This window comes from Actinoallomurus sp. NPDC052274 (assembly GCF_040679475.1).
Taxonomy (GTDB): Bacteria; Actinomycetota; Actinomycetes; order Streptosporangiales; family Streptosporangiaceae; genus Actinoallomurus; species Actinoallomurus liliacearum.
Window position 1 is genome coordinate 44050 of record NZ_JBFAUT010000030.1, and the last position, 22008, is coordinate 66057.

A 22008-nucleotide genomic window follows, 5' to 3' on the forward strand; every position below is an offset into this window, starting at 1 on the left:
TGGGACTCCCGCGACCCGCGAGCATCGAGCGCGCACGTCCACCCGGGCGTGCGCGCTCCGCGCGTTCTTCAGGACTCGCTCCCGGGCCTAAGAGGATCGGTGCGGGGGCGCCGGTACGGACGTCGTACCGCGCAGGATCCAGGGGTTGGCCGAGCGGGTCACCGCGATCGCGACGACGGCGGCGATCGACCCGCCGAAGATGAAGACGTACCCGGCGGTGGTGCCGGTCACGATGAGGTCGCCCTCCGGGCGCCGGCTCGACAGCAGCACGACGACGATCAGCCACGGCACGGCCAGGGTGGCCGCGCCGAGCTTGCTCTCCATCGCCCACCCGGCGAGCCGGAACGCCGCGAACTCGACGAGGGACAGCAGGACGGCCGCCACCGGGAAGCCCGCGAGCGTCCAGGAGAACTGGAACGACGTGATCAGGCCGAAGAGCAGGCCGAGCACGACGAGCACGCCGTACGCGACGCCCGTCACGAGGATCGACTCCTGCGACGGCTCCTGAGGGGCGTGCGGGCCCGTCCATTGCTCCACAGCGGGTCAGGGTACCGGGTGCGTCAGACCGGTCTCGCGGCCGTCCGCTCCGAGCGTGCCCGGCTCCCCGGCGAGGAGCGTGTAGTGCTCGACGCCCGGGAGCGGCTGGCCGACGTCGTTGGACAGCGCGAAGTACGGCGGAGCGACGGTGATCTGAGTCCGGTGCGCCCGCATCGCGGCGATCTTGGCCGGCAGATGGTCGCGGGCGTCGACGCACGTGGTCACCTGCTCGTCCGGCACTCCGAAGCCGAACTCGGCGACCGAGGCGACCTTCGCGAACGGCCCCTGGCCCACCGCCTCCTCGAGCGTCGACAAGGGCACGGCGGTGGCGTAGAACCGCGCGGGCCGCCACGGCTCGCCGGTGCCGAAGGACGGGTCCGCCGCCCGCTCGAACGCCCGCCACGCGACCCGGTGCGCCTGGATGTGGTCCGGGTGACCGTAGAAGCCGTTCGCGTCGTAGGTGACGACGACCTGCGGGCGGACCTCGCGCATGACGGCGACGAGCTCCGCGGCGGCCTCGTCCACGTCCGCGCGCCAGAAGGCGCGCGGATGGTCGTTGGACGGCACGCCCATCATCCCCGAGTCGCGCCAGCGCCCCGGGCCGCCGAGGAACCGGTGGTCGGTCACGCCGAGCGCGGCGCACGCCTCGGCCAGCTCGCCGACGCGGTACTCCCCCAGCGCGTCGCCGCTCAGGTGGCGCAGCTCCTCGGGGATGACCTCGCCCTCCTCACCGCGTGTGCAGGTGACCAGGCAGACGCGGGCGCCCTCGGCGGCGTACTTCGCCATGGTCGCCCCGGTCTCGATCGACTCGTCGTCCGGATGGGCGTGCACGAACAGGATGCGCGGGTCGGCCATGGGCCGCAACGCTATCCGGCGGGCTGGCTCGCCTTGGCGCCGCCCTGATCCTTTCCACCGCCCGTCGGGTCTCCGGTCGGCTCCTTCGGGCCCCCGGTCGGCTGCTGGTCGGTGGGCGCCGAGGTGGTCGGCTCGTGGCTGGTGGGCGCCGCCGTCACCGTCCTGGTGGGGAGCGAACGGTGCGTCGGCCGCTGGCTGTAGCTCGGCTCGGGCCGCGAGCCGCTCTGGACCGGCCGCTGCGGCTCCCCGCTGTCCTCGGGCTGCTCGCTGGAGGTCTGGGCGCTCGGCGCCGGGCCGGGCGCCGGCTTGTTCCCATGGTGGCCGGCCGCCCAGACGACCACCGCGGCGAGCACCACCGCGAGGACGAGCCCGGCCACCGCCGCCAGCACCAGCCCCGGCGACGCGCCCCGGCGGGCCACGCCGGCCGGCTGCGTCATCCCGGCCTGATGCGGCATCGTCGGGCCTCCGGCACCCGCGCCCGCCGCCGCCATCGCTCCGAGGCCGCCCGCCGCGATCGTGGGCGCGGCGGGCGTGACCGGCGTGGTCGGGACGGCGCCGGCCGCCCTGGTCTCGGCGAACGCCGCGCCCTGGTCCAGGATCGCCGTCTGCGGGCCTCCGCCGACCACCGGAGCGGCCGGGGTGACGCCCTCCTCGCCCAGCAGCCGCATCAGCAGTTGCTGGGCGGTGGGCCGTACGGCCGGGTCCTTGGCGAGGCAGTCGGCGACGATGCCGCGCAGCGGCTCGTGCACGCCGCCGAGGTCCGGCGGCTCGCTCAGGATGCGGTTGATCACCGCCATCACGGTGTCCTGCCCGAACGGCGCGGTGCCGGTGGCGGCGTACGCCATCGTCGAGCCCCAGGCGAAGATGTCGGCGGCCGGGGTGATCTCCCTGCCGGTGAGCTGCTCGGGCGCCATGTAGGCGGGGGTCCCGATGGCGGAGTTGGTCATCGTCGCGGCCGCGTCGAGGGCCTTGGCGATGCCGAAGTCGATGACCCGCGGCCCGTCGGGACCGATCAGGACGTTCTGCGGCTTGAAATCACGGTGGACGATGCCCGCCTGGTGGATGGCGACGAGCGCGGTGACCGTGCCGATGGCCAGCCGCTCCAGCTCGGCGCCGGACCGGGGGGACTCTCCGGTGACCAGTTGCTGCAGCGACGGGCCGGGGACGTACTCGCTGACGATGTACGGCCGGTCGCCGTCCACGTCGGCATCCAGGACCTGCGCGGTGCAGAACCGGGCGACGCGCTTGACGGCGGCCAGCTCGCGCAGGAACCGGCCGCGCGCGGTGTCGTCCTGGGCGAGGTCGCCGCGCAGCAGCTTGATGGCCACCGGGTCCCCGGCGGCCGAGCGGCCGAGGTAGACCGTGCCCTGGCCGCCCTCCCCGAGGCGGCCCGTCACTTCATAAGACCCCAACCGGTCCGGATCACCGGGCTGTAGGGGACGGGCGTCGGGCATCAATACTCCTGGGGGAAACGGCTTATGGACGGCAACAGTCTTCCGCATGACCGGCGGGCTTGCACGGAGCATTGACGGCCTGCTGGCAGGATCGAGACATGACGACGAGCTTTCCCCGGCAGAGCGCGCGTACACGGCGTTTCACCCTCGGAGCGCCCCGCGGTTTCCTGGTCTCCCCCGACGGTTCACGCGTCGTGTTCCTCCGCACGCGCGGCGGAACGGACCCCGTCACCTGCCTGTGGGCGCTCGACGTCCCACGCGAGGGCGCCGAGGCGAAGGAACGCCTGATCGTCGACCCGCGCGGCCTCGACCTGCCCGGCGAGGAGGACCTGCCGGCCGAGGAGAGGGCCCGCCGGGAACGCGCCCGCGAGCAGGCGGGCGGAATCGTCACGTACGCCACCGACGAGGCACTCACGCTCGCCGCGTTCGCGCTTTCCGGGCGGCTGTTCGTCACCGACCTCGACGCCGCCGTCCGCCCCCTGGACGCCGCCGTCCCGGCCTTCGACCCGCGTCCGGACCCGACCGGCGCCCACGTCGCGTACGTCTCCGGCCGCGCCCTGCGCGTGATCGAGGTGGCGACCGGCGCGGACCGCGCGCTGGCCGAGCCGGAGGGCGAGCAGGTCTCGTACGGCCTCGCGGAGTTCATCGCCGCCGAGGAGATGCAGCGCATGCGCGGGTACTGGTGGGCGCCCGACGGCACCGCCCTCCTCGCCGCCCGCGTCGACGAGTCGCCGGTGCGCCGCTGGCACATCGCCGACCCCGCGAACCCGGCGACGCCGGCCCGGGAGGTCGCCTACCCCGCCGCGGGCACGCCCAACGCCGACGTCTCCCTCTTCGTCCTCGGGCTGGACGGCGCGCGGCGGGAGGTCGAGTGGGACCGGGAGACGTTCCCGTACCTCGTCACCGCCCGCTGGGACTCCTACGGCGTGCTGCTCGTCGTCCAGACCCGCGACCAGAAGACGATGCGGGTCCTGGCGGCCGACCCGTCCACCGGCCGGACCACGCTCGTCCGGGAGGACACCGACCCGGTCTGGCTGGACATCGTCCCGGGCGCGCCCGCCCGTACCGGTGCGGGCGACCTCGTCTGGGTGGCCGAAGACGGCCACGACGCGCGCGGGCTGATCGTCGGCGGCGAGCGCGTCACCCCGGACGGCCTGCACGTGCGCGCCGTGCTCGACGTGGACGGCGACACCGTCCTGTTCACCGCCTCCGAGGAGCCCACCGAGATCCACGTCTGGGCGTACGGACCCGGCGGTCTCGCCCGGCTGAGCGACGGCGCGGGAGTGTACGGCGGCCGTCGGCGCGGCGGCACGACCGTCGTCACCGGGAGCCGGCTCGACCGGTTCGGCGCCGAGACGACCGTGCTGCGCGACGGCGCCCCCGTCGGCCGGATCGTCTCCCACGCCGAGCAGCCGTCCCTGGACGTCGGCGTCACCCTGATCCGGGCCGGTGAGCGCGAGCTGCGCACCGCCGTGCTGCTGCCGGCCGGCCACACCGGGGACGAGCCGCTGCCCGTGCTCATGGACCCCTACGGCGGGCCGCACGCGCAGCGGGTCCTCGCCGCGCGCCGCGCCTTCGCCGAGCCGCAGTGGCTCGCCGACCAGGGATTCGCGGTCGTCGTCGCCGACGGGCGCGGCAGCCCCGGCCGGGGACGCGACTGGGAGCGCGCGATCCACCACGACCTCGCCGGGCCGGTCCTGGACGACCAGATCGCGGCGCTGCGCGGGGCCGCCGAGCGATTCCCCCTCGACCTGTCGCGGGTGGCCATCCGGGGCTGGTCGTTCGGCGGGTACCTCGCCGCGCTCGCGGTGCTGCGCCGGCCGGACGTCTTCCACGCGGCGATCGCGGGCGCGCCGGTCACCGACTGGACGCTGTACGACACGCACTACACGGAGCGTTACCTCGGCGACCCCGGCGCGGACCCGGAGCCGTACGAGCGGTCGAGCCTGTTCGGCGCCGTGTCCGGCGGTGACGCGCCCGCGGACGTGACGCGGCCGCTGCTGCTCATCCACGGGCTGGCCGATGATAACGTCGTCGCCGCGCATACGCTGCGTCTATCCTCGGCATTGCTGGCCGCCGGCCGGCCGCACGCCGTCCTGCCGCTGTCCGGCGTCACCCACATGACGCCGCAGGAGGTCGTCGCCGAGAACCTCCTGCTCCTCCAGATCAGGTTCCTTAAGGAAGCGCTCGCGTGACCGTTGCCCCCACGCCCGGTAAAGGGCACCATTCTTCAGACGGTGCGACCGGCACCCCGACCCCCGACGAGACGTGAGCGAGATAATCGAGCACTCGACCTCGGTCGTTCCCGGCGACGGCAAGCTGGAGATCCTCCTCATCGAGGACGACCCGGGTGACGCGTTCCTCTTCGAGGAGCTCCTCGACGAGGAGCTGCCCGACGCCGCCATCATCCAGGCGCGCACGCTCCGTGAGGCCCGTGAGCGCCTGCGACCCGGCGTCCACTGCGTCGTGGCCGACCTGTCGCTGCCCGACGCCGAAGGGCTCGACCTGCTGCGTCAGGTGCTCGACATGGCCCCGCGCTCGGCCGTCCTGGTCCTGACCGGCCGCAGCGACGCCGCGGTGGGCGTCGCCGCCGTCGCCGCGGGCGCCGAGGACTACCTGATCAAGCACGAGGTCGACGGGCCGCTGCTGGCCCGCGCCATCCGCTACGCCCTGGAGCGCAAGCGCGCCGAGGACTCCGAGCGCGAGCTCATGGAGGCCCAGATCCGGAGCGAGGAGAACGCCCGGATCGAGCTGGGGCTGCTGCCCGTACCGCTGATCAGCGACCCGGATCTGCACCACCACACGCGCTACCGGCCGGGCCGGGAGCGTGCCCTCCTCGGCGGCGACTTCTACGACACCGTGCAGACCTCCGACGGGGCGGTGCACCTCGTCATCGGTGACGTCTGCGGGCACGGGCCGGACGAGGCGTCGCTCGGCGTGCGCCTGCGGATGGCCTGGCGCACCCTCGTCCTGGCCGGGCACTCCGGGACGGACCTGCTGGACACCCTGGACACGGTCCTGTGCCACGAACGCTGGTCCGAGGAGATCTTCACGACGCTCAGCATGATCACGATCGCGCCGGACCGGCGGAGCGCGCGGTTCCACATGGCCGGCCATCCCGCGCCGGTGCTGTTCGCCGACACGACGGCCAAGGCGCTGCCCGACGATGCGTACGGGCCGGCGCTCGGCCTGTTCCCCGGGTCCGAGTGGCCGGCCGCGGAGATCGAGCTGACCGGCGACTGGTCGCTCATGCTCTACACCGACGGGCTGATCGAGGGCCGCATCGGCGGCGGGCCGGACCGGCTCGGCACCGAAGGGCTCGTCGAGCTCGCGGCGAGCGCCCGCGCCCGGGGCCTCAGCGGCGACCTGCTCATCGACCACCTCGTCGCCGAGGTGGAGTCCCTCAACGGCGAGGCGCTCACCGACGACCTCGCCGTCGTCATGCTCTCCGGAAAGGGCGCCCGGTGACCGCTCCGTCGACACGTCGCCCGCGCCAGGCGCCCGCGTTCCAGGTGGACGCGGAGGGCGTGCCGAGGCTGGGCGTCGGCCACTGGTACACCCTCGGCCTCGTCCTCCTGCTGCTCGCCGTCGTCGCCGTGGGCACCGCCGTCGGACTCGCGGTCCGGGACGGCAGCAGCGCCCGCTCCGCGCTGCTCCGGCACGTCGACCCCGCCGTGCTGGAGTCCGGCCGGCTCAGCACGTCCGTCTCCACTGAGGGCGGCGCGGTGCGGACCTACGGCCTGACCGGTGACAAGACCACCCCCGCCGCGTACCGAGCCGCCAAGAACGAGACGGCGGCCTCCCTCGCCGAGCTCACCCGGCTGCTGCGGAACACCCCCCACGCCGGCCCGGCCCGGGAGGCGGTCGCGGAGGTCGGCTCCCAGGTGGCCGCCTGGCGGCGCGACTACGCCGACCCGCTCACCGCCGGGACCGCGAAGCCGTCCCCCGCCTTCGGTGAACAGCGGTTCGCCGCGGTCCGTACCGCCGTGGCGACCGCCCGCACGCGGCTGGCCGAGCTGCAACGCCGGTCCGCCGACCGGCTGGACCATCAGGTCGACCGGCTCTACGAGACGCTGGTCGGTGGGGCGGTCGTGCTGGTCGTCGGCGCGCTCGGCCTCACCCTCCTCATCCTGCGCACCGTGCTGCGCCCGGTCTCCGCGCTCACCGGCCAGGTCCGCCGGGTCTCCCAGGGCGACCTGACGCACCCGCTGCGGGTCTCCGGGCCCGCCGAGATCGCCGAGCTGGCGGCGCACGTCGACGCGATGCGCAACCACATCCTGGAGGAGTGGCGGGAGGCGTCCGAGGCACGCGCCAAGCTCGACGAGCAGACCAAGGAGCTGCGCCGCTCCAACGCGGAACTGGAGCAGTTCGCCTACGTCGCCAGCCACGACCTGCAGGAGCCGCTGCGCAAGGTGGCGAGCTTCTGCCAGATGCTCGAACGCCGCTACTCCGACGTCCTGGACGATCGCGGCCGGCAGTACATCGACTTCGCGGTCGACGGCGCCAAGCGGATGCAGTCGCTCATCAACGACCTGCTGAACTTCTCCCGCGTCGGCCGGGTGAACCGCGACATGACGGTCGTGAACTGCGAGACCGTCCTCGCGGCCGCCATGGACAACCTGGGGCTGGCCCGTTCGGAGTCGGACGCCGGCATCACCTGGGATTCGCTGCCCAAGGTGATCGGCGACGCGACGCTGCTCACCCAGCTCCTCCAGAACCTCATCGGCAACGCGATCAAGTTCCGCAGCGAGGAGCCGCCCCGGGTGCGGATCTCGGCCGAGCGCGACGGTGACTTCTGGGAGTTCGCCTGCAGCGACAACGGGATCGGCATCGACGCCGCGTACGCCGAGCGGATTTTCCTCATCTTCCAGCGCCTGCACCCGAAGGACGAGTACACCGGAACCGGCATCGGTCTGGCGCTCTGCAAGAAGATCGTCGAATACCATGGCGGACGGATCTGGCTGGACACCGAGCCGGAGCAGCAGGGCACGACGATCCGATGGACGCTGCCCGCCATCGAGGACACCGACGACAGCGACGACAGCACGGAGACCTCTGAAGCATGAGCGAGCGCAGCGAGCGAACCATGAGCACAGCGTCTCTGGTCACTCCTCCGACGAAGGAGGGCGCATGGACCTGACGGTACGGCCCATCGAAGTCCTGCTCGTCGAGGACGATCCCGGCGACGTGGTGCTGACCAAAGAGGCGTTCGACGACAACAAGGTCAGCAACAAGCTGTCGGTCGTCAGCGACGGCGAGGAGGCGATGCGGTTCCTGCGGCGCGAGGCCGACTACGCCGACGCCCCGCGCCCGGACCTCGTCCTCCTCGACCTGAACCTCCCGCGCATGGACGGCCGGCAGGTGCTGGAGGAGATCAAGGCCGACGAGACGCTGCGCACCATCCCGGTCGTCGTCCTCACCACCTCCGAGGCCGAGGAGGACATCCTCCGCAGCTACCGGCTGCACGCGAACGCGTACGTCACCAAGCCGGTCGACTTCGACCAGTTCATCAAGGTCGTCCGCCAGATCGACGACTTCTTCGTCAGCGTCGTCAAGCTCCCACGCGGCTGAGGACCGGCTCCTCGGTCACTCCTGGCCGTGCCAGGAGCGCCACAGCGCCGCGTAGGAGCCGTCCCGGGCGATCAGGTCGTGGTGGTCGCCCAGCTCGGTGATCCGGCCGTCCTCCACCACGGCGACCCGGTCGGCGTCGTGCGCCGTGTGCAGCCGGTGCGCGATCGCCACCACCGTACGGCCGTCGAGGACGGCGGACAGGCTGCGTTCGAGGTGCCGGGCGGCCCGCGGGTCCAGCAGTGAGGTCGCCTCGTCCAGCACGAGCGTGTGCGGATCGGCCAGGACGAGACGGGCGAGCGCGAGCTGCTGCGCCCGGGCGGGCGACAGCGCCGCGTTGCCGGTCCCGACCTCGGTGTCCAGCATCGCGTGGGCCCAGGACGCGTCGACCGCGTCCAGCGCCCGCGCCAGCTCCTCGTCGGTCGCGTCGGGGCGGGCCAGCTTCAGGTTGTCGCGGACCGTCCCCCGGAACACGTGGTGTTCCTGGGTGACCAGGGCGACGTTACGGCGCAGGTCCTCCAGCGGAAGGTCCACCAGCGGCACCCCGCCGACGGTGACCGCGCCGGCGCGCGGCCGCAGCACGCCGACGAGCAGCCGGCCGAGCGTGGACTTGCCCGCGCCGCTCGGTCCGACCATCGCGAGCCGCTCGCCCGGGCGCAGCCGCAGGTCCACCCCGTGCAGGACGTCCTGGCCGTCCCGGTAGGAGTAGCGCACCCCGTCGACGGCCATCCGCTCGCCGTCGGGCCGCCGGTCGCTCGGCGTACGGTCCGCCGGCACCTCGGCGACGCCGAGCAGCCGGGCCAGCGACGCCCCGCCGACCTGCAGCTCGTCGACCCAGGACAGGAACCGGTCGAGCGGGTCGATGAGCTGCTGGACGTACAGCGTCGCGGCGGTGACCTGGGCCAGCGACGCCATGCCGTGCAGGTAGAACAGGCCGCCGATCAGCAGCGTCGCCGCCACCGGCAGCACGTAGCCGATCTCCACCAGCGGGAACCACACGGTGCGCAGCCCGAGGGTGTAGCGCTCGGCCTCCCACGCGACGGCGAGGTCGGCGTCCGTGCGCGCGACACGGCGGTCCTCCAGCCCCAGCGCCTCGACGGTGCGGGCACCGTCGACGGTCTCGCTGAGGCCGGAGGTGACACCGCCCCACGCCTGATTCTCCCGGAGGTAGCCGTCACGGGCCCGCTTGAGGTACCAGCGGGTGCCGGCCCACAGCAGGGGGACCCCGACCACGCACGGCAGCGCCGTCAGCGGCCCGACGAGGATCAGTGCCCCGATCGCGAACGCGCCGGTGACCATCGCGATCAGCGTCTCGGGCACGGCGTGCCGGACGGTCCGCGCCAGGGCGTCCACGTCGCGGGACGTGCGGGTGACCAGGTCACCGGTGCCCGCCCGCTCCACCGTGGACAGCGGCAGCTCCAGGACCCGGTCGACGAACTCCTCCCGCAGCCGGGCCAGCACCTTCTCACCGAGCCGCGCGGACAGGTAGACGGCGTACCGCAGCAGCACACCCTGCACGACGACGAACGCGAGGATGGCGAGCGCGATCCGGTCGACCGCCACGTGCGAGGACCCGTCGCGTACGTCCTGGACGAGCTCGCCCAGGAGCCGTGGGGCGACCAGCCCGGCGACGGCGGCGAGGCCGTGCACGGCCAGCACCGTCGCGAGCTCCCGCGGGTAGGCCAGCGTCAGCCGCCGCGCGTAGGCCCGCACCTGGGCGGCCGAGGCGACCGGCAGGATCCCCGGCGCTTCGTTCATGACGCGCGCTCCTCACTGATCAGGTCCTCGCGGTTCACGGTGGCGGCGTAGGCGGGCGCGGTGGTGAGCAACTCGCGGTGCCGTCCGGTCGCCGCCGCCTTGCCGTCCTCCACGAAGACGACCTCGTCCGCGTGGTCGAGCACCAGCGGGCTGGTCGTGCACACCACGGTCGTACGGCCGTCGCGGAACGCCCGGAGGCGGCCGGCGATCCGGGCCTCGGTGTGGGCGTCGACCGCCGAGGTCGGCTCGACGAGGATCAGCACCTCCGGGTCGGCGGCGAGGGCACGGGCGAGCCGCAGCCGCTGCTGCTGGCCGCCGGAGAACTCCCGGCCGCCCTCGGCGACCGTGGAGCGCAGGCCGTCCGGGAGCTCCGCCACGACGTCCTCCGCGCAGGCGGCGCGCAGGGCCGCCTCGACCCGGGGCGCCGCCCTGCCGCCGCCGAGTTCGTCGGCCAGCCGCCCGGAGAACAGCCGCGCCTCGTTGTCGGCGACCAGTACGGCCTCCCGAACGGCCCGCAGGGACAACTCGCCCAGGGGGATCCCGCTCCAGGTGACGGGACCGTCGGCGAAGCGCCCGAGCCGGTCCGCGATGGCCTGCGCGTCCTCCGGCGAGGTCGCGGCGACGGCGGTGAGCCGCCCCGGCCGGACGACGACGCCGGACTCCTCGTCGACCAGGTCACCGCGGTCCGGAGACCGGGTCCCCGCGTCGGGCAGCTCCGGTGTCATCTGGAGGATCCGGACCACCCGGCGGGCGGCGACGTGCGCCTTGGTGATCTTGTCGGCGGCCTCGGTGAGGGTCCGCAGCGGGTCGATGAGGAACACCGCGTACCCGTAGAACGACACGAGCTGGCCCGTCGTGATCTCCCCGTTCAGCGCGAACCGCGCCCCCGCCCAGGTCACCAGCGCCACCAGCAGTCCGGGCAGCAGCACCTGCGCGCCGTCCAGCAGCGACTCGGTGCGCGCCACGCGGACGCCCGCCGCGCGGACGGCCTGGGACTCCGCGCGGTAGCGGGCCGCGACGACCTGCTCGCCGCCGATCCCGCGCAGCACGCGCAGGCCGGCCACGATGTCGCCCGCCCGGGTGGCCAGCTCGCCGTTCAGGTCCCGCTGCCGCTGCTGGTACCGGTGCAGCGGGCGCAGCAGCGGCCCGACCGCGAGGGCCAGCAGCGGCACCCCGGCCAGCACGATCAGGCCGAGCCGCCAGGAGGTCGTCAGCAGGATCACCCCGGCCACGGCGATCGAGACCACCGCCCCGCTGCCGCGCCCGACGATGTCCATCGCCGAGCCGATGTGCGACACGTCGGCGATCCCGACGCTGACCACCTCGCCGGTGGCCAGCCGTTTCGGCAGCGTCGCGCCGAGCCGTACGACCTGCCGGGTCGTCACCTGGATCGTGCGGAACGCCGCGCCCAGCCAGTTGACCGTGGAGAAGCGGTGCCGCAGCACGCCGGCCGCCGCCTGGACGAGGCCGAGGGCCAGCAGGACCCCGGACCAGGTCACCAGCGCCGCGGCGTCGCGGGCGCTCAGGCCCGCGTCGATCGCCCGCCCGATCACGGCGGGCATCAGGGCCTGGCTCACCATCCACCGGACCCCGCACCCGGCGGCGCCGACCATCGTGCCGGCCTGGGCGCGCGCCGCCCACCGCAGGTAGCGCGCGGCCGACCGGTGGTCGGGCGTGCCGGGGTCCGCCACGGGAAACGAGCGCATGGGAGACCCCGTTCGAGAGACGGCAGATCCCCCGACGCTACCCAGGCATCACGGTCAGTCGCGAACGATTTTCTCGTCGGCGAAGTGGCACGCGCTCGGGTGCGACGAGCCCGTCGTGGCGCCGTCCGCGCCCTCCTCGGCGCCGTGCGCGGCCCTCACCTGCAGGAGGGGTTCGTCGGTGGCGCAGACGTCCTGGGCCTTCCAGCAGCGCGTACGGAACCGGCAGCCGGACGGCGGGTTCGTCGGGCTCGGGACGTCGCCCTCGAGCACGACCGGAGTCCCCCGCCGCATCGGGTCCGGCACGGGCACGGCGGACAGCAGCGCCTGCGTGTACGGGTGCGTCGGGTGGTCGTAGATCTGCTCCTCGTCGCCGACCTCGACGACCTTCCCGAGGTACATCACCGCGACCCGGTCGGAGATGTGCCGGACGACGGCCAGGTCGTGCGCGATGAACACGTACGACAGGCCGAACTCCTGCTGCAGGTCGGCCAGGAGGTTCATGACCTGCGCCTGCACCGAGACGTCCAGCGCGGAGACCGGCTCGTCGCAGATGATGACGTCGGGCCGCAGCGCGAGCGCGCGGGCGATGCCGATCCGCTGCCGCTGCCCACCGGAGAACTGGTGCGGGTACCGGTTCACGTGGTCGGGGTCGAGGCCGACCACCTCCAGCAGCTCCTGGACCCGGCGGCGGCGCCCGCCCTCCGGGTCCCCGTGGATCGCGAACGGCTCGCCGACGATGTCGCCGACCGTCATGCGCGGGTTCAGCGAGGTGTAGGGGTCCTGCAGGACCATCTGCACCCTGCGGCGCAGCCGCCGCAGCTCCGCCCGGGACAGCGCGAACACGTCCTGGTCCTCGAAGCGCACGGAGCCGGAGGTGGGGCGTTCGAGGGCCATGAGCAGCTTGGCGAGCGTGCTCTTGCCGCAGCCGGACTCCCCGACCAGGCCGAGCGTCTCGCCCCTGCGCAGCCCGAAGGACACGCCGTCGACCGCCTTGACCTGGCCCACCTGGCGCTTGAACACGACCCCCTGGGTGAGCGGGAAGTGCTTGACCAGGTTCTCGACCTGAAGGATCTCCTCAGCCACCGAGCACCTCCTCCGCGTAGTGACAGGCGCTCCAGTGCGCGGTACCGGTCACGTCGCGCAGCGCGGGCACCTCGTTCGGGCAGCGCTCCTCCCGCGCCCTCGGGCAGCGCGGGTGGAACGGGCAGCCGTCCGGAATCGCCGCGAGGTTCGGCGGCGACCCCTTGATCGGGGTCAGCGCCCGGTCCCGTACGTCGACGCGCGGCACCGACGCCAGCAGACCCTCGGTGTACGGGTGCGCGGGCCGGGCGTACAGCTCCTTCACCTCGGCCTGCTCGACGACGCGGCCGGCGTACATCACGACGATGCGGTCGGCGACGTCGGCGACGACGCCGAGGTCGTGGGTGATGAGGATCAGCCCCATCGCCATCTCGTCCTGCAGGTCCCGCAGCAGCTTCATGATCTGCGCCTGCACGGTGACGTCGAGGGCCGTCGTGGGCTCGTCGGCGATCAGCACGTCCGGCTCCAGGGCCAGCGCCATCGCGATCATCACGCGCTGGCGCATGCCACCGGAGAACTGGTGCGGATAGTCGCCCGCCCGCGCGGCGGCCGAGGGGATCCGCACCCGGTCCATGAGCTCGACCGCCCGCTTGCGCGCGTCGCCGCGGGACATCCCCCGGTGCACGATCAGCATCTCGGCGATCTGGTCGCCGACCCGGTGCACCGGGTTCAGCGCCGACAGGGCGTCCTGGAAGATCATCGCGATCTTCGCGCCGCGGTAGATCCGGCGCCTCTTCTCCGGCAGGCCGAGCAGCTCCGTGCCCCGGAACCGTACGGCGCCCCCCGTGACGTACGCCGGCGGGCTGTCGAGGATGCCCATCACGGCCTGCGCGCTGACGCTCTTGCCGGACCCGGACTCGCCCAGGATCGCGAGGGTCTCGCCCTCGGCGAGCGTGTAGGAGAGCCCGTTGACGGCGTTCACCGTCGAGCCGCGCATGCGGAACTCGACGTGCAGGTCCTCGACCTGGAGCAGCGGTGTCCCCGGAGCGGGGTCGGGTGTGTTCATCAGCGCAGTTTCGGGTCCAGGGCGTCGCGTACGGCGTCGCCGAGCAGCAGGAAGCTCAGCACGGTCGCCGTCAGGAGCACCGCGGGATAGATCAGGAGGTACGGGTAGTCGGTGAAGACGTCCTGAGCCTGGCTGAGCTGCAGCCCCCAGGAGACGGTGGGGTACCGCAGGCCGACACCGAGGTAGTCGAGCGTCGCCTCGTACCCGATCACCACGCCGACGTTCAGCATGGCGTAGACGAAGACCGGCGCGACGGCGTTCGGCAGGATGTGCCGGACCATGATCCGTACGTCGCCCGCACCGAGCATCCGGGCGGCCTGGACGTAGTCGGCGTCCCGGACCGCCAGCACCTGGCCGCGCATGAGGCGGGTCATGGTCGGCCACCACAGCACGCCCAGCACCAGGGACATCGACCAGACACCGTGGTCCGGGAAGGCGGTCAGGATGACCAGCGCGCCGAGCACGAGCGGCAGCCCGAAGAAGATGTCGGTGATCCGCGAGATCAGCGCGTCCAGCCAGCGGCCGAAGTAGCCGGACAGCGAACCCAGCGTGATCGACAGGGTCAGCGCGATCCCGGTCACGACGAAGCCCACGATCATCGGGGCGCGGGCCCCGTGCACGATCTGCGCCCAGTAGTCACAGCCGTGGGTGTCGTAGCCGAACGGGTGGCCATCGGCGCTGAAGGGGTTCCACGACGACGGCTTGTGCTTGGCGAACCGCACGTCGCACCGGTCGTTGACCCCACGGCCGGTGAACAGCGCCGGGAAGACCGCCATCAGGCCCATCACGAACAGGATGGCCACCGACACCCAGAAGATCACCCGGCGGCGCAGGTCGCGCCAGGCGTCGCTCCACAGCGACGCGGACGCTCCCACGACCTCCGATCCGGTCTGGGCGACGGCGAGGGTGTCGGTGGTGGTGGTCGGCTCACTCATAGCGGATCCTCGGGTCCAGGGCGCCGTACAGGATGTCGACCACCAGGTTGGCCAGCAGGAAGATCAGCACCAGGAAGGTGGAGATGCCCACGACCGTCGGACCGTCCTTGATCTGGACCGCCTGGAAGATCTGCTGACCGATCCCGGGCAGGTTGAAGATGCCCTCGATGACGATCGCGCCGGCGAGCAGGTTGCCCAGGTCGACCCCCAGGTAGGTGACCACCGGAATGAGCGAGTTGCGCAGCGTGTGCCGGACGATGACCCGCCGCCGCGGCAGACCCTTGGCCCGCGCGGTGCGCACGTAGTCGGCGCGGGTGTTCTCCACCAGGCTGGTGCGCGTCAGCCGGGCGATGTAGGCCAGGCTCAGCGAGCCGAGGATCATCCCCGGCAGCAGGTAGCTGTACGGCCAGCCGTCGTCGGTACCGGCCGTCGGGAACCAGCCGAGCTTCAACCCGAAGATCAGCTGCGCCGAGTAGGCCAGCACGAAGGCCGGGATGGCGATGACGAAGGTCGTGCCGCTCAGCACCAGCGAGTCGATGATCCCGCCCTTGCGCAGGCCGGCGAGCACGCCGAGCCCGATGCCCACGACCAGTTCGAAGATCCAGGCGGTGAGGGCGAGCTGGACCGTCACGGTCCAGCCCGTCGCCATCAGGCCGGCGACGGACTGGCCGTTCAGGGTCTCGCCGAAGTCCCCGCGGACGATGCCGAGCAGATACCGGCCGTACTGCGTGATCAGCGGCTCGTCGAGGTGGTAGTGGTGCCGGAGCGCCTCGTAGACCGACGGCGGCATCGGCTTGTCGCCGCCCAGTGCCCGGATCGGGTCACCGGGCAGCGCGAACACCGCCACGTAGATCAGGAACGTCGTGCCGATGAGCACGGGCACCATCTGCAGCAGGCGCCGGAGGACGAAACGCCACACGCTACTTGACCGTCACCTGGTCAAGGTGGACCAGCGGCTGCACGTACGGGTCGACGTGCACGTCACCGACGTGGCTGGAGTAGCCGGCCTGGTCCTGCCAGTTCCACAGCGGGGTGAGCGGCAGGTCCTTCAGCACGAGGTCCTCGGCCTGCTGGTAGTACTTCTGGCCCTCCTCGGGCGTGCTCGCCGCGTTGCCCTTCTGGATCAGCGCCTCGCACGCCGCGCCGTCGTACCCGCTGCGGGTCGGCTTGGAGCACCGGGGCGTGAGGTAGTCCTCCGCGCTCGGGTAGTCCATCGTCCAGTTGCTGCGGTACGGGCCGGTGGCCTTGTGGTCGACCAGCTTGGAGATGTAGTCCGACGCCTGGATCTTGTCGAACGTGATGTCCTTGATGCCGAGGTTCTGCTTGAGCTGGTTGGCCACGTCGGTCATCCACTGCTCGTACGTCGGGTCGGCGTTGGAGAACAGCAGGTGCAGCGTGCCGTTGAAACCGCCGGCCTTGTCGAACAGCTGCTTGGCCGCCGTCGGGTTGTACGTGCAGGCCTCCCCGCACGCGTCGGCCCGGTAACCCGGCACGATCGGCGCCAGCAGCGAGCCGGTGGGCTTGTAGATCCCGTTGAAGACGGCGTTCACGATCGACTGCCTGTCGATCGCCATCGAGATCGCCTTGCGCAGGTCCGGGTTGCCGAACCGGCTGTCGTAGAGCGGGAACTCCAGGAAGTCCATCGTGCCGCTCGGCACGCTGAGGTACCGGTTGCCCAGCAGCCGCTTCGCCTGGGGCACCTGGGCCGCCGGGATCTGGGTGTCGAAGTCGACCCGCCCGGCCCGCAGGTCGGTGTAGGCGGCGTCGCGGCTGGCGTACGTCTTGAAGATGACGCCGCCGGACTTGGCCGGCCGCGGTCCCTTGTATCCGGCGAACTTCTTGGTCTTGATCTGCCGGTTGTGCTCCCAGGAACCGTCCATCTCGAACGGGCCGTTGCCGATCGGCTTCTCCTCGTACGCCTTCAGATCCGTGAAGGCCGCCTTGGGCATCGGCGCGGTGCCGAGGAAGGACAGGATGTACGGGAACTGGCTGAACGGCTGCGACAGCGTCACCTGCAGCGTCTGCGGGTCGACGACCTTGAGGCCCTTGAGCGTGTCGACCTTGGGCTTGCCCTTGTCGGGGTTGAGGTCGGCGTAGCCGTCAATGGTGGAGAAGTAGGCGTTGTTGCCCCAGCCGTTGGCGCCGTTCGCGGTGTGGTTCCAGGCGTCGGCGTAGCTCTGCGCGGTCACCGGCTCGCCGTTGTGGAACGTCAGGCCCGGCTTGATCTTGATCGTCCAGACCTTCTGGTCGGACGTGTCGACCGACGCCGCCTCCTGGGGCACCGGCTTGCCGTTCGCGTCCAGCGTCATCAACGTGTCGAACAGCGCGCTCTCCACGTTGAGGCCGTACGCGTCGTTGGTGTTGCCGGGGATGAGGTGCTCGGGCTCGATGTTGGCGAAGGTGAAGACCTTCGGCTTGTCACCGCCACCGCCACCGCCGCCGCAGGCGGACGCCGCGAGCGCCACCGCGGTCAGGGAGATGAGCCAGCGGCTCTTTTTCACGGTCATCAGGCCGTCCACCTCCGGGATCGTACGGGGATCGGCCCTAGCCTGGAGCAATACGGCCACGCTCCGGTAGATGTTAACGTCAACCGTTTCGATATTGAAATATACCTACCAACATGCACGGTCGGTGACCGGCAGGTCGGCCGGTGGCCGAACGCACGCCTCCTGTCCCCGGACGGAAAGCGCGCTGTGATCTTCCTCTCCGCAACACGCCGGGGCCTCCGGACAAGAAAGGGGGAAGGCATCCGCTGACGAAAGGACACCGAAGAATGCCCGGCCCTTACGAGACCGAGGGTGACGCGAGCGCCGACGTGCGCGACATCTACGCGGCGTATCACAAGCGAGGTGTCATGGCGGCGAAGACCCTCGACCGGCTGACCACCGTGTGCGCCGAACACGGCGTGAAACTCGGCGAGTTCGACCGCGACGTCCTGCGGTGGCTCGCCCGGCAGAAGCCCGAAAGAGCACAGGTGATCGTCGGCCTGGTCGAGCGGGCCACGGCCGGGAACGGTAGGTCCGGCACCGGACCGGTATGAAGAAGAGGGAGGGAGCGTCGGTGGCCCGGGAGCCCGGGCCGCCGCCCGCCCCGGCACGGGCGTCCGACCGGCTGGCGTGGCTGGACGCGCTGCGCGGGCTGGCGGTGCTGTCCGTCGTCACCGATCACCTGACCTACCACCTGCTCACCGGGCTCAGGCCCAGCGTCCTGCCCTGGTTCGACAACGGCGCCTACGGCGTGATGATCTTCTTCTTGGTCAGCGGCTACATCGTGCCGGCGTCGCTGGAACGCCGAGGAGACATCAGGGGTTTCTGGCTCGGCCGCCTCTTCCGGCTGTATCCGCTGTGGGGGCTCGCCCTCACCGCGACGTTGGGGCTGGCGGCGACCGGTGCCGGCACACTGCGCCAAGGCCTCGCCGACCGTCCGGCGCAGGCCGCCATCGCCCACCTCACGATGTTGCAGGACCTGCTGGACGTCACCAATGCGATCAACGTGTTGTGGACGCTGTCGTACGAGATGGTGTTCTACCTTCTGACCACGGCGTTGTTCGTGTTCGGGCTGCACCGCCGCAGCAGCGGTGCCGCGCTCACGTTCGTCCTGGCCGCCTGCGGGGCCGGAGGCGTGCTGTCTCCCCTGTGGCTGTCCCGATCCGTCGGCACCGGCACCGTCATCCTCCTGGCGACCGCCGCCCTGGCCGCCGGGCTGGCCGGTGTCGTCCGCCGATCACGAGCCGCCCGTGTGGTCGGGGCGGCGATTCTCACCGTCCTCTCACTCTGCCTCGTGACGGTCAACAGCCGGCTCCCGGTCTGGCACAGCCTCGTCATCCTGGCGACGATGTTCTCCGGGACCGCGCTGTACCGGTTCGAGCAGCACCGGCCCCGCCAGTGGGGACTCGTGGCCCTGGTGCCGCCGCTGTCGATCGCGTGCGGTCTCGCGCACGGGCCGCCCGCCGAGCGATGGCGGTGGGCGCTGACCGTGGCGGCGGCCTGGGCGACCTTCGCCGTCGCGATGCTTCTCCGGCATCGGCGCCTGCCGCCGATCCTGCCCTGGATCGGGGTCCTCAGCTACTCGATCTACCTGCTCCACCCGCTGCTGCTGGACCTGCTCGACGCCGCCTGCGGCGACCGCCGCGACGACACGCTGCTCCTCCAACTCGCCTGGGTCGCGCTCTTCCTCGCCGCCCTCCTCGGCGCGAGCCACCTCGCCCATCGGTACGTGGAAGTACCCGGGCAGCGACTCGGTCACCGGATGAGAGCGGCCGGTCCCGCGGCGAACCCTGCGGCCGGAACGGTCCTGCGGAGCGCGGACCGCCGGTGCCCGGGTCCTTCCCGTCCGGTCGACGCACCGTAGTCCGCGAAGATGTCCACGGCCCGGGAGGAGAAGGGGGGACGTACCTTCTCTCCCGGGCCGTGAAGCCTGTTCGGGGCGGTGATCAGCCTCGGGACGCCTTGAGCAGGTCGGCGTTGAGGCGGGAGATGGTCTCGAAGGGGATGCCCTTCGGGCAGACCGCGGTGCACTCGCCGGTGTTCGTGCAGCCGCCGAAGCCCTCGGCGTCCATCTGGTCCACCATCGCGGTCACCCGGTCGTACCGCTCGGGCTGGCCCTGCGGCAGCAGGCCGAGGTGGGTGATCTTCGCGGCGGTGAACAGCATCGCGGAGGCGTTCGGGCACGCCGCCACGCAGGCCCCGCAGCCGATGCAGGTGGCGGCGTCGAACGCGTCGTTCGCGTCGGCCTTCGGCACCGGGATGGCCGCCGCCTCGGGGGCCGAGCCGGTCGGCGCGCTGACGTAGCCGCCGGCCTGGATGATCCGGTCGAACGCCGACCGGTCCACGACCAGGTCCTTGATGACCGGGAACGCCCGCGCCCGCCACGGCTCGATCGTGATGACGTCGCCGTCCTTGAAATGCCGCATGTGCAGCTGGCAGGTGGTCGTGGCCTTCTCCGGGCCGTGCGGCGTGCCGTCGATGACCAGCGAGCACATGCCGCAGATGCCCTCGCGGCAGTCGTGGTCGAACGCGACCGGGTCCTCGCCCTCCAGGATGAGCCGCTCGTTGAGGACGTCGAGCATCTCCAGGAACGACATGTCCGGCGAGACGTCGTCGACCTCGTACGAGGCCATGCGGCCCCCGTCGGCGGCGTTCTTCTGCCGCCAGATCTTCAGCGTGAGCTTCATTACTTGTACGACCTCTGGGTCATCTTGACGTACTCGTACTCGAGGTTCTCCTTGTGGAGGACGGGCGCGTGGCCCGTGTACTCCCAGGCCGCCACGTAGGCGAACCTCTCGTCGTCACGGAGCGCCTCGCCGTCCGGGGTCTGCGACTCGGCGCGGAAGTGGCCGCCGCAGGACTCCTCGCGGTGCAGGGCGTCGATGCACATCAGCTCGGCCAGCTCGAAGAAGTCGGCGATGCGGCCGGCCTTCTCGAGGTTCTGGTTGAGCTCCTCGTTCTCACCGGGGACCTTGACGCGGGTCCAGAACTCCTCGCGCAGCTCGCGGATCCGGTCCAGCGCCTTGCGCAGGCCCGCGTCGGTCCGCTCCATCCCGCAGTACTCCCACATCACCGCGCCGAGCTCACGGTGAAAGGAGTCCGGCGTACGGTCGCCGTCGATCGACAGCAGCTTCTCGATGCGGCCCTCGACCGCCGCGCGGGCCTCGACGACGGCCTCGTGGTCCTCGCCGATCTTCGGCAGCGGGCCCTTGGCGAGGTAGTCGCTGATGGTGTTCGGCAGCACGAAGTAGCCGTCGGCCAGGCCCTGCATCAGCGCGGACGCGCCGAGCCGGTTGGCGCCGTGGTCGGAGAAGTTCGCCTCGCCGATCACGAACAGGCCCGGGATCGTGGACTGCAGGTCGTAGTCGACCCACAGACCGCCCATCGTGTAGTGCACCGCCGGGTAGATGCGCATCGGCACCTCGAACGGGTCCTCGCCGGTGATGCGCTCGTACATCTCGAAGAGGTTGCCGTACTTGGCCGCGACCGCGTCCCGGCCCAGCCGCGCGATCGCGTCGGCGAAGTCCAGGTAGACGCCCAGGCCGCCGGGGCCGACGCCGCGGCCCTCGTCACAGACGTTCTTGGCGGCGCGGGAGGCGATGTCACGCGGGACCAGGTTGCCGAAGGACGGGTAGATGCGCTCCAGGTAGTAGTCGCGCTCGTCCTCGGGGATGTCGGCCGGCCTGCGGGTGTCGCCCTTCTTGACCGGCACCCAGACCCGGCCGTCGTTGCGCAGCGACTCCGACATCAGGGTCAGCTTGGACTGGTGCTCGCCGCTCTGCGGGATGCAGGTCGGGTGGATCTGCGTGTAGCAGGGATTGGCGAACAGCGCGCCCTTGCGGTGCGCCCGCCAGGTCGCGGTGACGTTGCAGCCCTTGGCGTTGGTCGACAGGAAGAAGACGTTGCCGTACCCGCCGGAGGCCAGCACGACGGCGTCGGCGAGGTGCGTCTCGATCTCGCCGGTGACCATGTCGCGGGCCACGATGCCGCGCGCCACGCCGTCCACGACGATCAGCTCGAGCATCTCGTGCCGGGCGAACATCGTCACCGTGCCGGCCGCGATCTGCCGCTCGAGGGCCTGGTACGCGCCGAGCAGCAGCTGCTGGCCCGTCTGGCCGCGGGCGTAGAACGTCCGGGAGACCTGCACGCCGCCGAACGACCGGGTGTCGAGCAGGCCGCCGTAGTCGCGGGCGAACGGCACGCCCTGCGCCACGCACTGGTCGATGATCTCGACGCTGACCTGGGCGAGACGGTAGACGTTCGACTCGCGGGACCGGTAGTCGCCGCCCTTGACCGTGTCGTAGAACAGGCGCTGGATGCTGTCGCCGTCGTTGCGGTAGTTCTTCGCCGCGTTGATGCCGCCCTGCGCCGCGATGCTGTGCGCGCGCCGCGGGCTGTCCTGGTAGCAGAACGACTTGACCTGGTAGCCCAGCTCGCCCAGGGTCGCGGCGGCCGAGCCGCCGGCCAGGCCGGTGCCGACGACGATGACCGACAGCTTGCGCCGGTTGGCGGGGTTGACCAGCTTGCCGCCGAAGCGCCGCTTGTCCCAGCGCTCCTCGATCGGGCCGGCCGGCGCCCTGGTGTCCTCGATCGGGGCGCCCTCGGTGAACAGTTCGCTCATGG

Annotated in this window: 18 protein-coding genes; 6 read left to right on the forward strand and 12 right to left on the reverse strand. The window is 71.8% G+C overall.

From position 1 onward, the window contains the following. Nucleotides 1–87 precede the first annotated feature (87 nt). The 3 genes from AB0K82_RS24775 to AB0K82_RS24785 are packed head-to-tail and all read right to left on the reverse strand — an operon-like array spanning nt 88 to nt 2846. Complete coding sequence (locus tag AB0K82_RS24775) at nt 88–537, reverse strand: DUF6113 family protein (RefSeq protein WP_364400879.1); 450 nt, start codon at nt 535–537, stop codon at nt 88–90. A 6-nt stretch (nt 538–543) separates the two neighbouring features. Further along, complete coding sequence (gene mshB, locus AB0K82_RS24780; protein WP_364400881.1) at nt 544–1392, reverse strand: N-acetyl-1-D-myo-inositol-2-amino-2-deoxy-alpha-D-glucopyranoside deacetylase; 849 nt, start codon at nt 1390–1392, stop codon at nt 544–546. An 11-nt stretch (nt 1393–1403) separates the two neighbouring features. Beyond that, nucleotides 1404–2846, reverse strand: a complete 1443-nt coding sequence (locus AB0K82_RS24785) for a protein kinase (RefSeq protein WP_364400884.1) — start codon at nt 2844–2846, stop codon at nt 1404–1406. 98 nt (nt 2847–2944) lie between these two features. Here AB0K82_RS24785 and AB0K82_RS24790 point away from each other — a divergent pair, with 98 nt between their 5' ends. The 4 genes from AB0K82_RS24790 to AB0K82_RS24805 all read left to right on the forward strand — a co-directional run bounded on the left by AB0K82_RS24790 (nt 2945) and on the right by AB0K82_RS24805 (nt 8417). Beyond that, nucleotides 2945–5041 (forward strand): prolyl oligopeptidase family serine peptidase, encoded by a 2097-nt coding sequence (locus AB0K82_RS24790; RefSeq protein WP_364400887.1) that lies wholly within the window; start codon nt 2945–2947, stop codon nt 5039–5041. A gap of 73 nt (nt 5042–5114) precedes the next feature. Then, nucleotides 5115–6314, forward strand: coding sequence for a SpoIIE family protein phosphatase (locus tag AB0K82_RS24795; RefSeq protein WP_364400890.1), 1200 nt, complete (start codon nt 5115–5117; stop codon nt 6312–6314). After that, nucleotides 6311–7912, forward strand: coding sequence for an ATP-binding protein (locus tag AB0K82_RS24800; protein ID WP_364400893.1), 1602 nt, complete (start codon nt 6311–6313; stop codon nt 7910–7912). The genes AB0K82_RS24795 and AB0K82_RS24800 overlap by 4 nt, the downstream gene beginning before the upstream one ends. A gap of 64 nt (nt 7913–7976) precedes the next feature. Next, on the forward strand, nt 7977–8417 hold the full coding sequence (locus tag AB0K82_RS24805; RefSeq protein ID WP_345354282.1) for a response regulator: 441 nt from the start codon (nt 7977–7979) through the stop codon (nt 8415–8417). Nucleotides 8418–8432: 15 nt separating this feature from the next. Here AB0K82_RS24805 and AB0K82_RS24810 read toward each other — a convergent pair whose 3' ends face one another. From AB0K82_RS24810 to AB0K82_RS24840, 7 genes are read right to left on the reverse strand one after another with little or no spacing between them, the layout of a single operon-like run. Next, nucleotides 8433–10172 (reverse strand): ABC transporter ATP-binding protein, encoded by a 1740-nt coding sequence (locus AB0K82_RS24810; RefSeq protein WP_364400896.1) that lies wholly within the window; start codon nt 10170–10172, stop codon nt 8433–8435. Then, nucleotides 10169–11878 carry an ABC transporter ATP-binding protein gene (locus AB0K82_RS24815; protein ID WP_364400898.1) on the reverse strand — a complete coding sequence of 570 codons (1710 nt, stop codon included), beginning with the start codon at nt 11876–11878 and terminating at the stop codon, nt 10169–10171. Before AB0K82_RS24815 ends, AB0K82_RS24810 begins: the two co-directional genes overlap by 4 nt. Nucleotides 11879–11932: 54 nt before the next feature. Then, complete coding sequence (locus AB0K82_RS24820; protein ID WP_364400901.1) at nt 11933–12961, reverse strand: dipeptide ABC transporter ATP-binding protein; 1029 nt, start codon at nt 12959–12961, stop codon at nt 11933–11935. Continuing rightward, nucleotides 12954–13964, reverse strand: coding sequence for an ABC transporter ATP-binding protein (locus AB0K82_RS24825; RefSeq protein WP_364400902.1), 1011 nt, complete (start codon nt 13962–13964; stop codon nt 12954–12956). The genes AB0K82_RS24820 and AB0K82_RS24825 overlap by 8 nt, the downstream gene beginning before the upstream one ends. Then, a complete protein-coding gene (locus AB0K82_RS24830) occupies nt 13964–14899 on the reverse strand; it encodes an ABC transporter permease (RefSeq protein ID WP_364400905.1) in 936 nt (311 codons plus the stop codon). The genes AB0K82_RS24825 and AB0K82_RS24830 overlap by 1 nt, the downstream gene beginning before the upstream one ends. Further along, entirely contained in the window at nt 14892–15818 is a 927-nt protein-coding gene (locus tag AB0K82_RS24835) for an ABC transporter permease (protein WP_364400906.1), read from the reverse strand. The genes AB0K82_RS24830 and AB0K82_RS24835 overlap by 8 nt, the downstream gene beginning before the upstream one ends. Nucleotide 15819: 1 nt before the next feature. Next, the gene (locus AB0K82_RS24840; protein WP_364400909.1) at nt 15820–17418 is read right to left on the reverse strand and encodes an ABC transporter substrate-binding protein; all 1599 of its coding nucleotides are present in this window, start codon (nt 17416–17418) and stop codon (nt 15820–15822) included. Nucleotides 17419–17672: 254 nt separating this feature from the next. On the opposite strand from AB0K82_RS24840, the gene AB0K82_RS24845 reads away from it, so the two are divergent. After that, nucleotides 17673–17939: a hypothetical protein gene (locus tag AB0K82_RS24845; protein ID WP_364400911.1), complete on the forward strand. Its 267-nt coding sequence runs from the start codon at nt 17673–17675 to the stop codon at nt 17937–17939. After that, on the forward strand, nt 17936–19249 hold the full coding sequence (locus AB0K82_RS24850) for an acyltransferase (protein WP_364400914.1): 1314 nt from the start codon (nt 17936–17938) through the stop codon (nt 19247–19249). The genes AB0K82_RS24845 and AB0K82_RS24850 overlap by 4 nt, the downstream gene beginning before the upstream one ends. A gap of 82 nt (nt 19250–19331) precedes the next feature. On the opposite strand, the gene AB0K82_RS24855 is transcribed toward AB0K82_RS24850, so the two are convergent. Together AB0K82_RS24855 and AB0K82_RS24860 are read right to left on the reverse strand one after the other, a co-directional pair. Continuing rightward, complete coding sequence (locus AB0K82_RS24855; RefSeq protein WP_364400917.1) at nt 19332–20072, reverse strand: succinate dehydrogenase/fumarate reductase iron-sulfur subunit; 741 nt, start codon at nt 20070–20072, stop codon at nt 19332–19334. Beyond that, on the reverse strand, nt 20072–22006 hold the full coding sequence (locus tag AB0K82_RS24860) for a fumarate reductase/succinate dehydrogenase flavoprotein subunit (protein WP_364400918.1): 1935 nt from the start codon (nt 22004–22006) through the stop codon (nt 20072–20074). The genes AB0K82_RS24855 and AB0K82_RS24860 overlap by 1 nt, the downstream gene beginning before the upstream one ends. Nucleotides 22007–22008: the final 2 nt, after the last annotated feature.

Coding starts and splice junctions, on each gene's coding strand:
- mshB (WP_364400881.1), bottom strand. CDS start 1,392: ATGGCCGACCCGCGCATCCTGTTCGTGCACGCCCATCCGGACGACGAG.
- AB0K82_RS24785 (WP_364400884.1), bottom strand. CDS start 2,846: ATGCCCGACGCCCGTCCCCTACAGCCCGGTGATCCGGACCGGTTGGGG.
- AB0K82_RS24790 (WP_364400887.1), top strand. CDS start 2,945: ATGACGACGAGCTTTCCCCGGCAGAGCGCGCGTACACGGCGTTTCACC.
- AB0K82_RS24805 (WP_345354282.1), top strand. CDS start 7,977: ATGGACCTGACGGTACGGCCCATCGAAGTCCTGCTCGTCGAGGACGAT.
- AB0K82_RS24810 (WP_364400896.1), bottom strand. CDS start 10,172: ATGAACGAAGCGCCGGGGATCCTGCCGGTCGCCTCGGCCGCCCAGGTG.
- AB0K82_RS24815 (WP_364400898.1), bottom strand. CDS start 11,878: ATGCGCTCGTTTCCCGTGGCGGACCCCGGCACGCCCGACCACCGGTCG.
- AB0K82_RS24825 (WP_364400902.1), bottom strand. CDS start 13,964: ATGAACACACCCGACCCCGCTCCGGGGACACCGCTGCTCCAGGTCGAG.
- AB0K82_RS24830 (WP_364400905.1), bottom strand. CDS start 14,899: ATGAGTGAGCCGACCACCACCACCGACACCCTCGCCGTCGCCCAGACC.
- AB0K82_RS24845 (WP_364400911.1), top strand. CDS start 17,673: ATGCCCGGCCCTTACGAGACCGAGGGTGACGCGAGCGCCGACGTGCGC.
- AB0K82_RS24850 (WP_364400914.1), top strand. CDS start 17,936: ATGAAGAAGAGGGAGGGAGCGTCGGTGGCCCGGGAGCCCGGGCCGCCG.
- AB0K82_RS24855 (WP_364400917.1), bottom strand. CDS start 20,072: ATGAAGCTCACGCTGAAGATCTGGCGGCAGAAGAACGCCGCCGACGGG.
- AB0K82_RS24860 (WP_364400918.1), bottom strand. CDS start 22,006: ATGAGCGAACTGTTCACCGAGGGCGCCCCGATCGAGGACACCAGGGCG.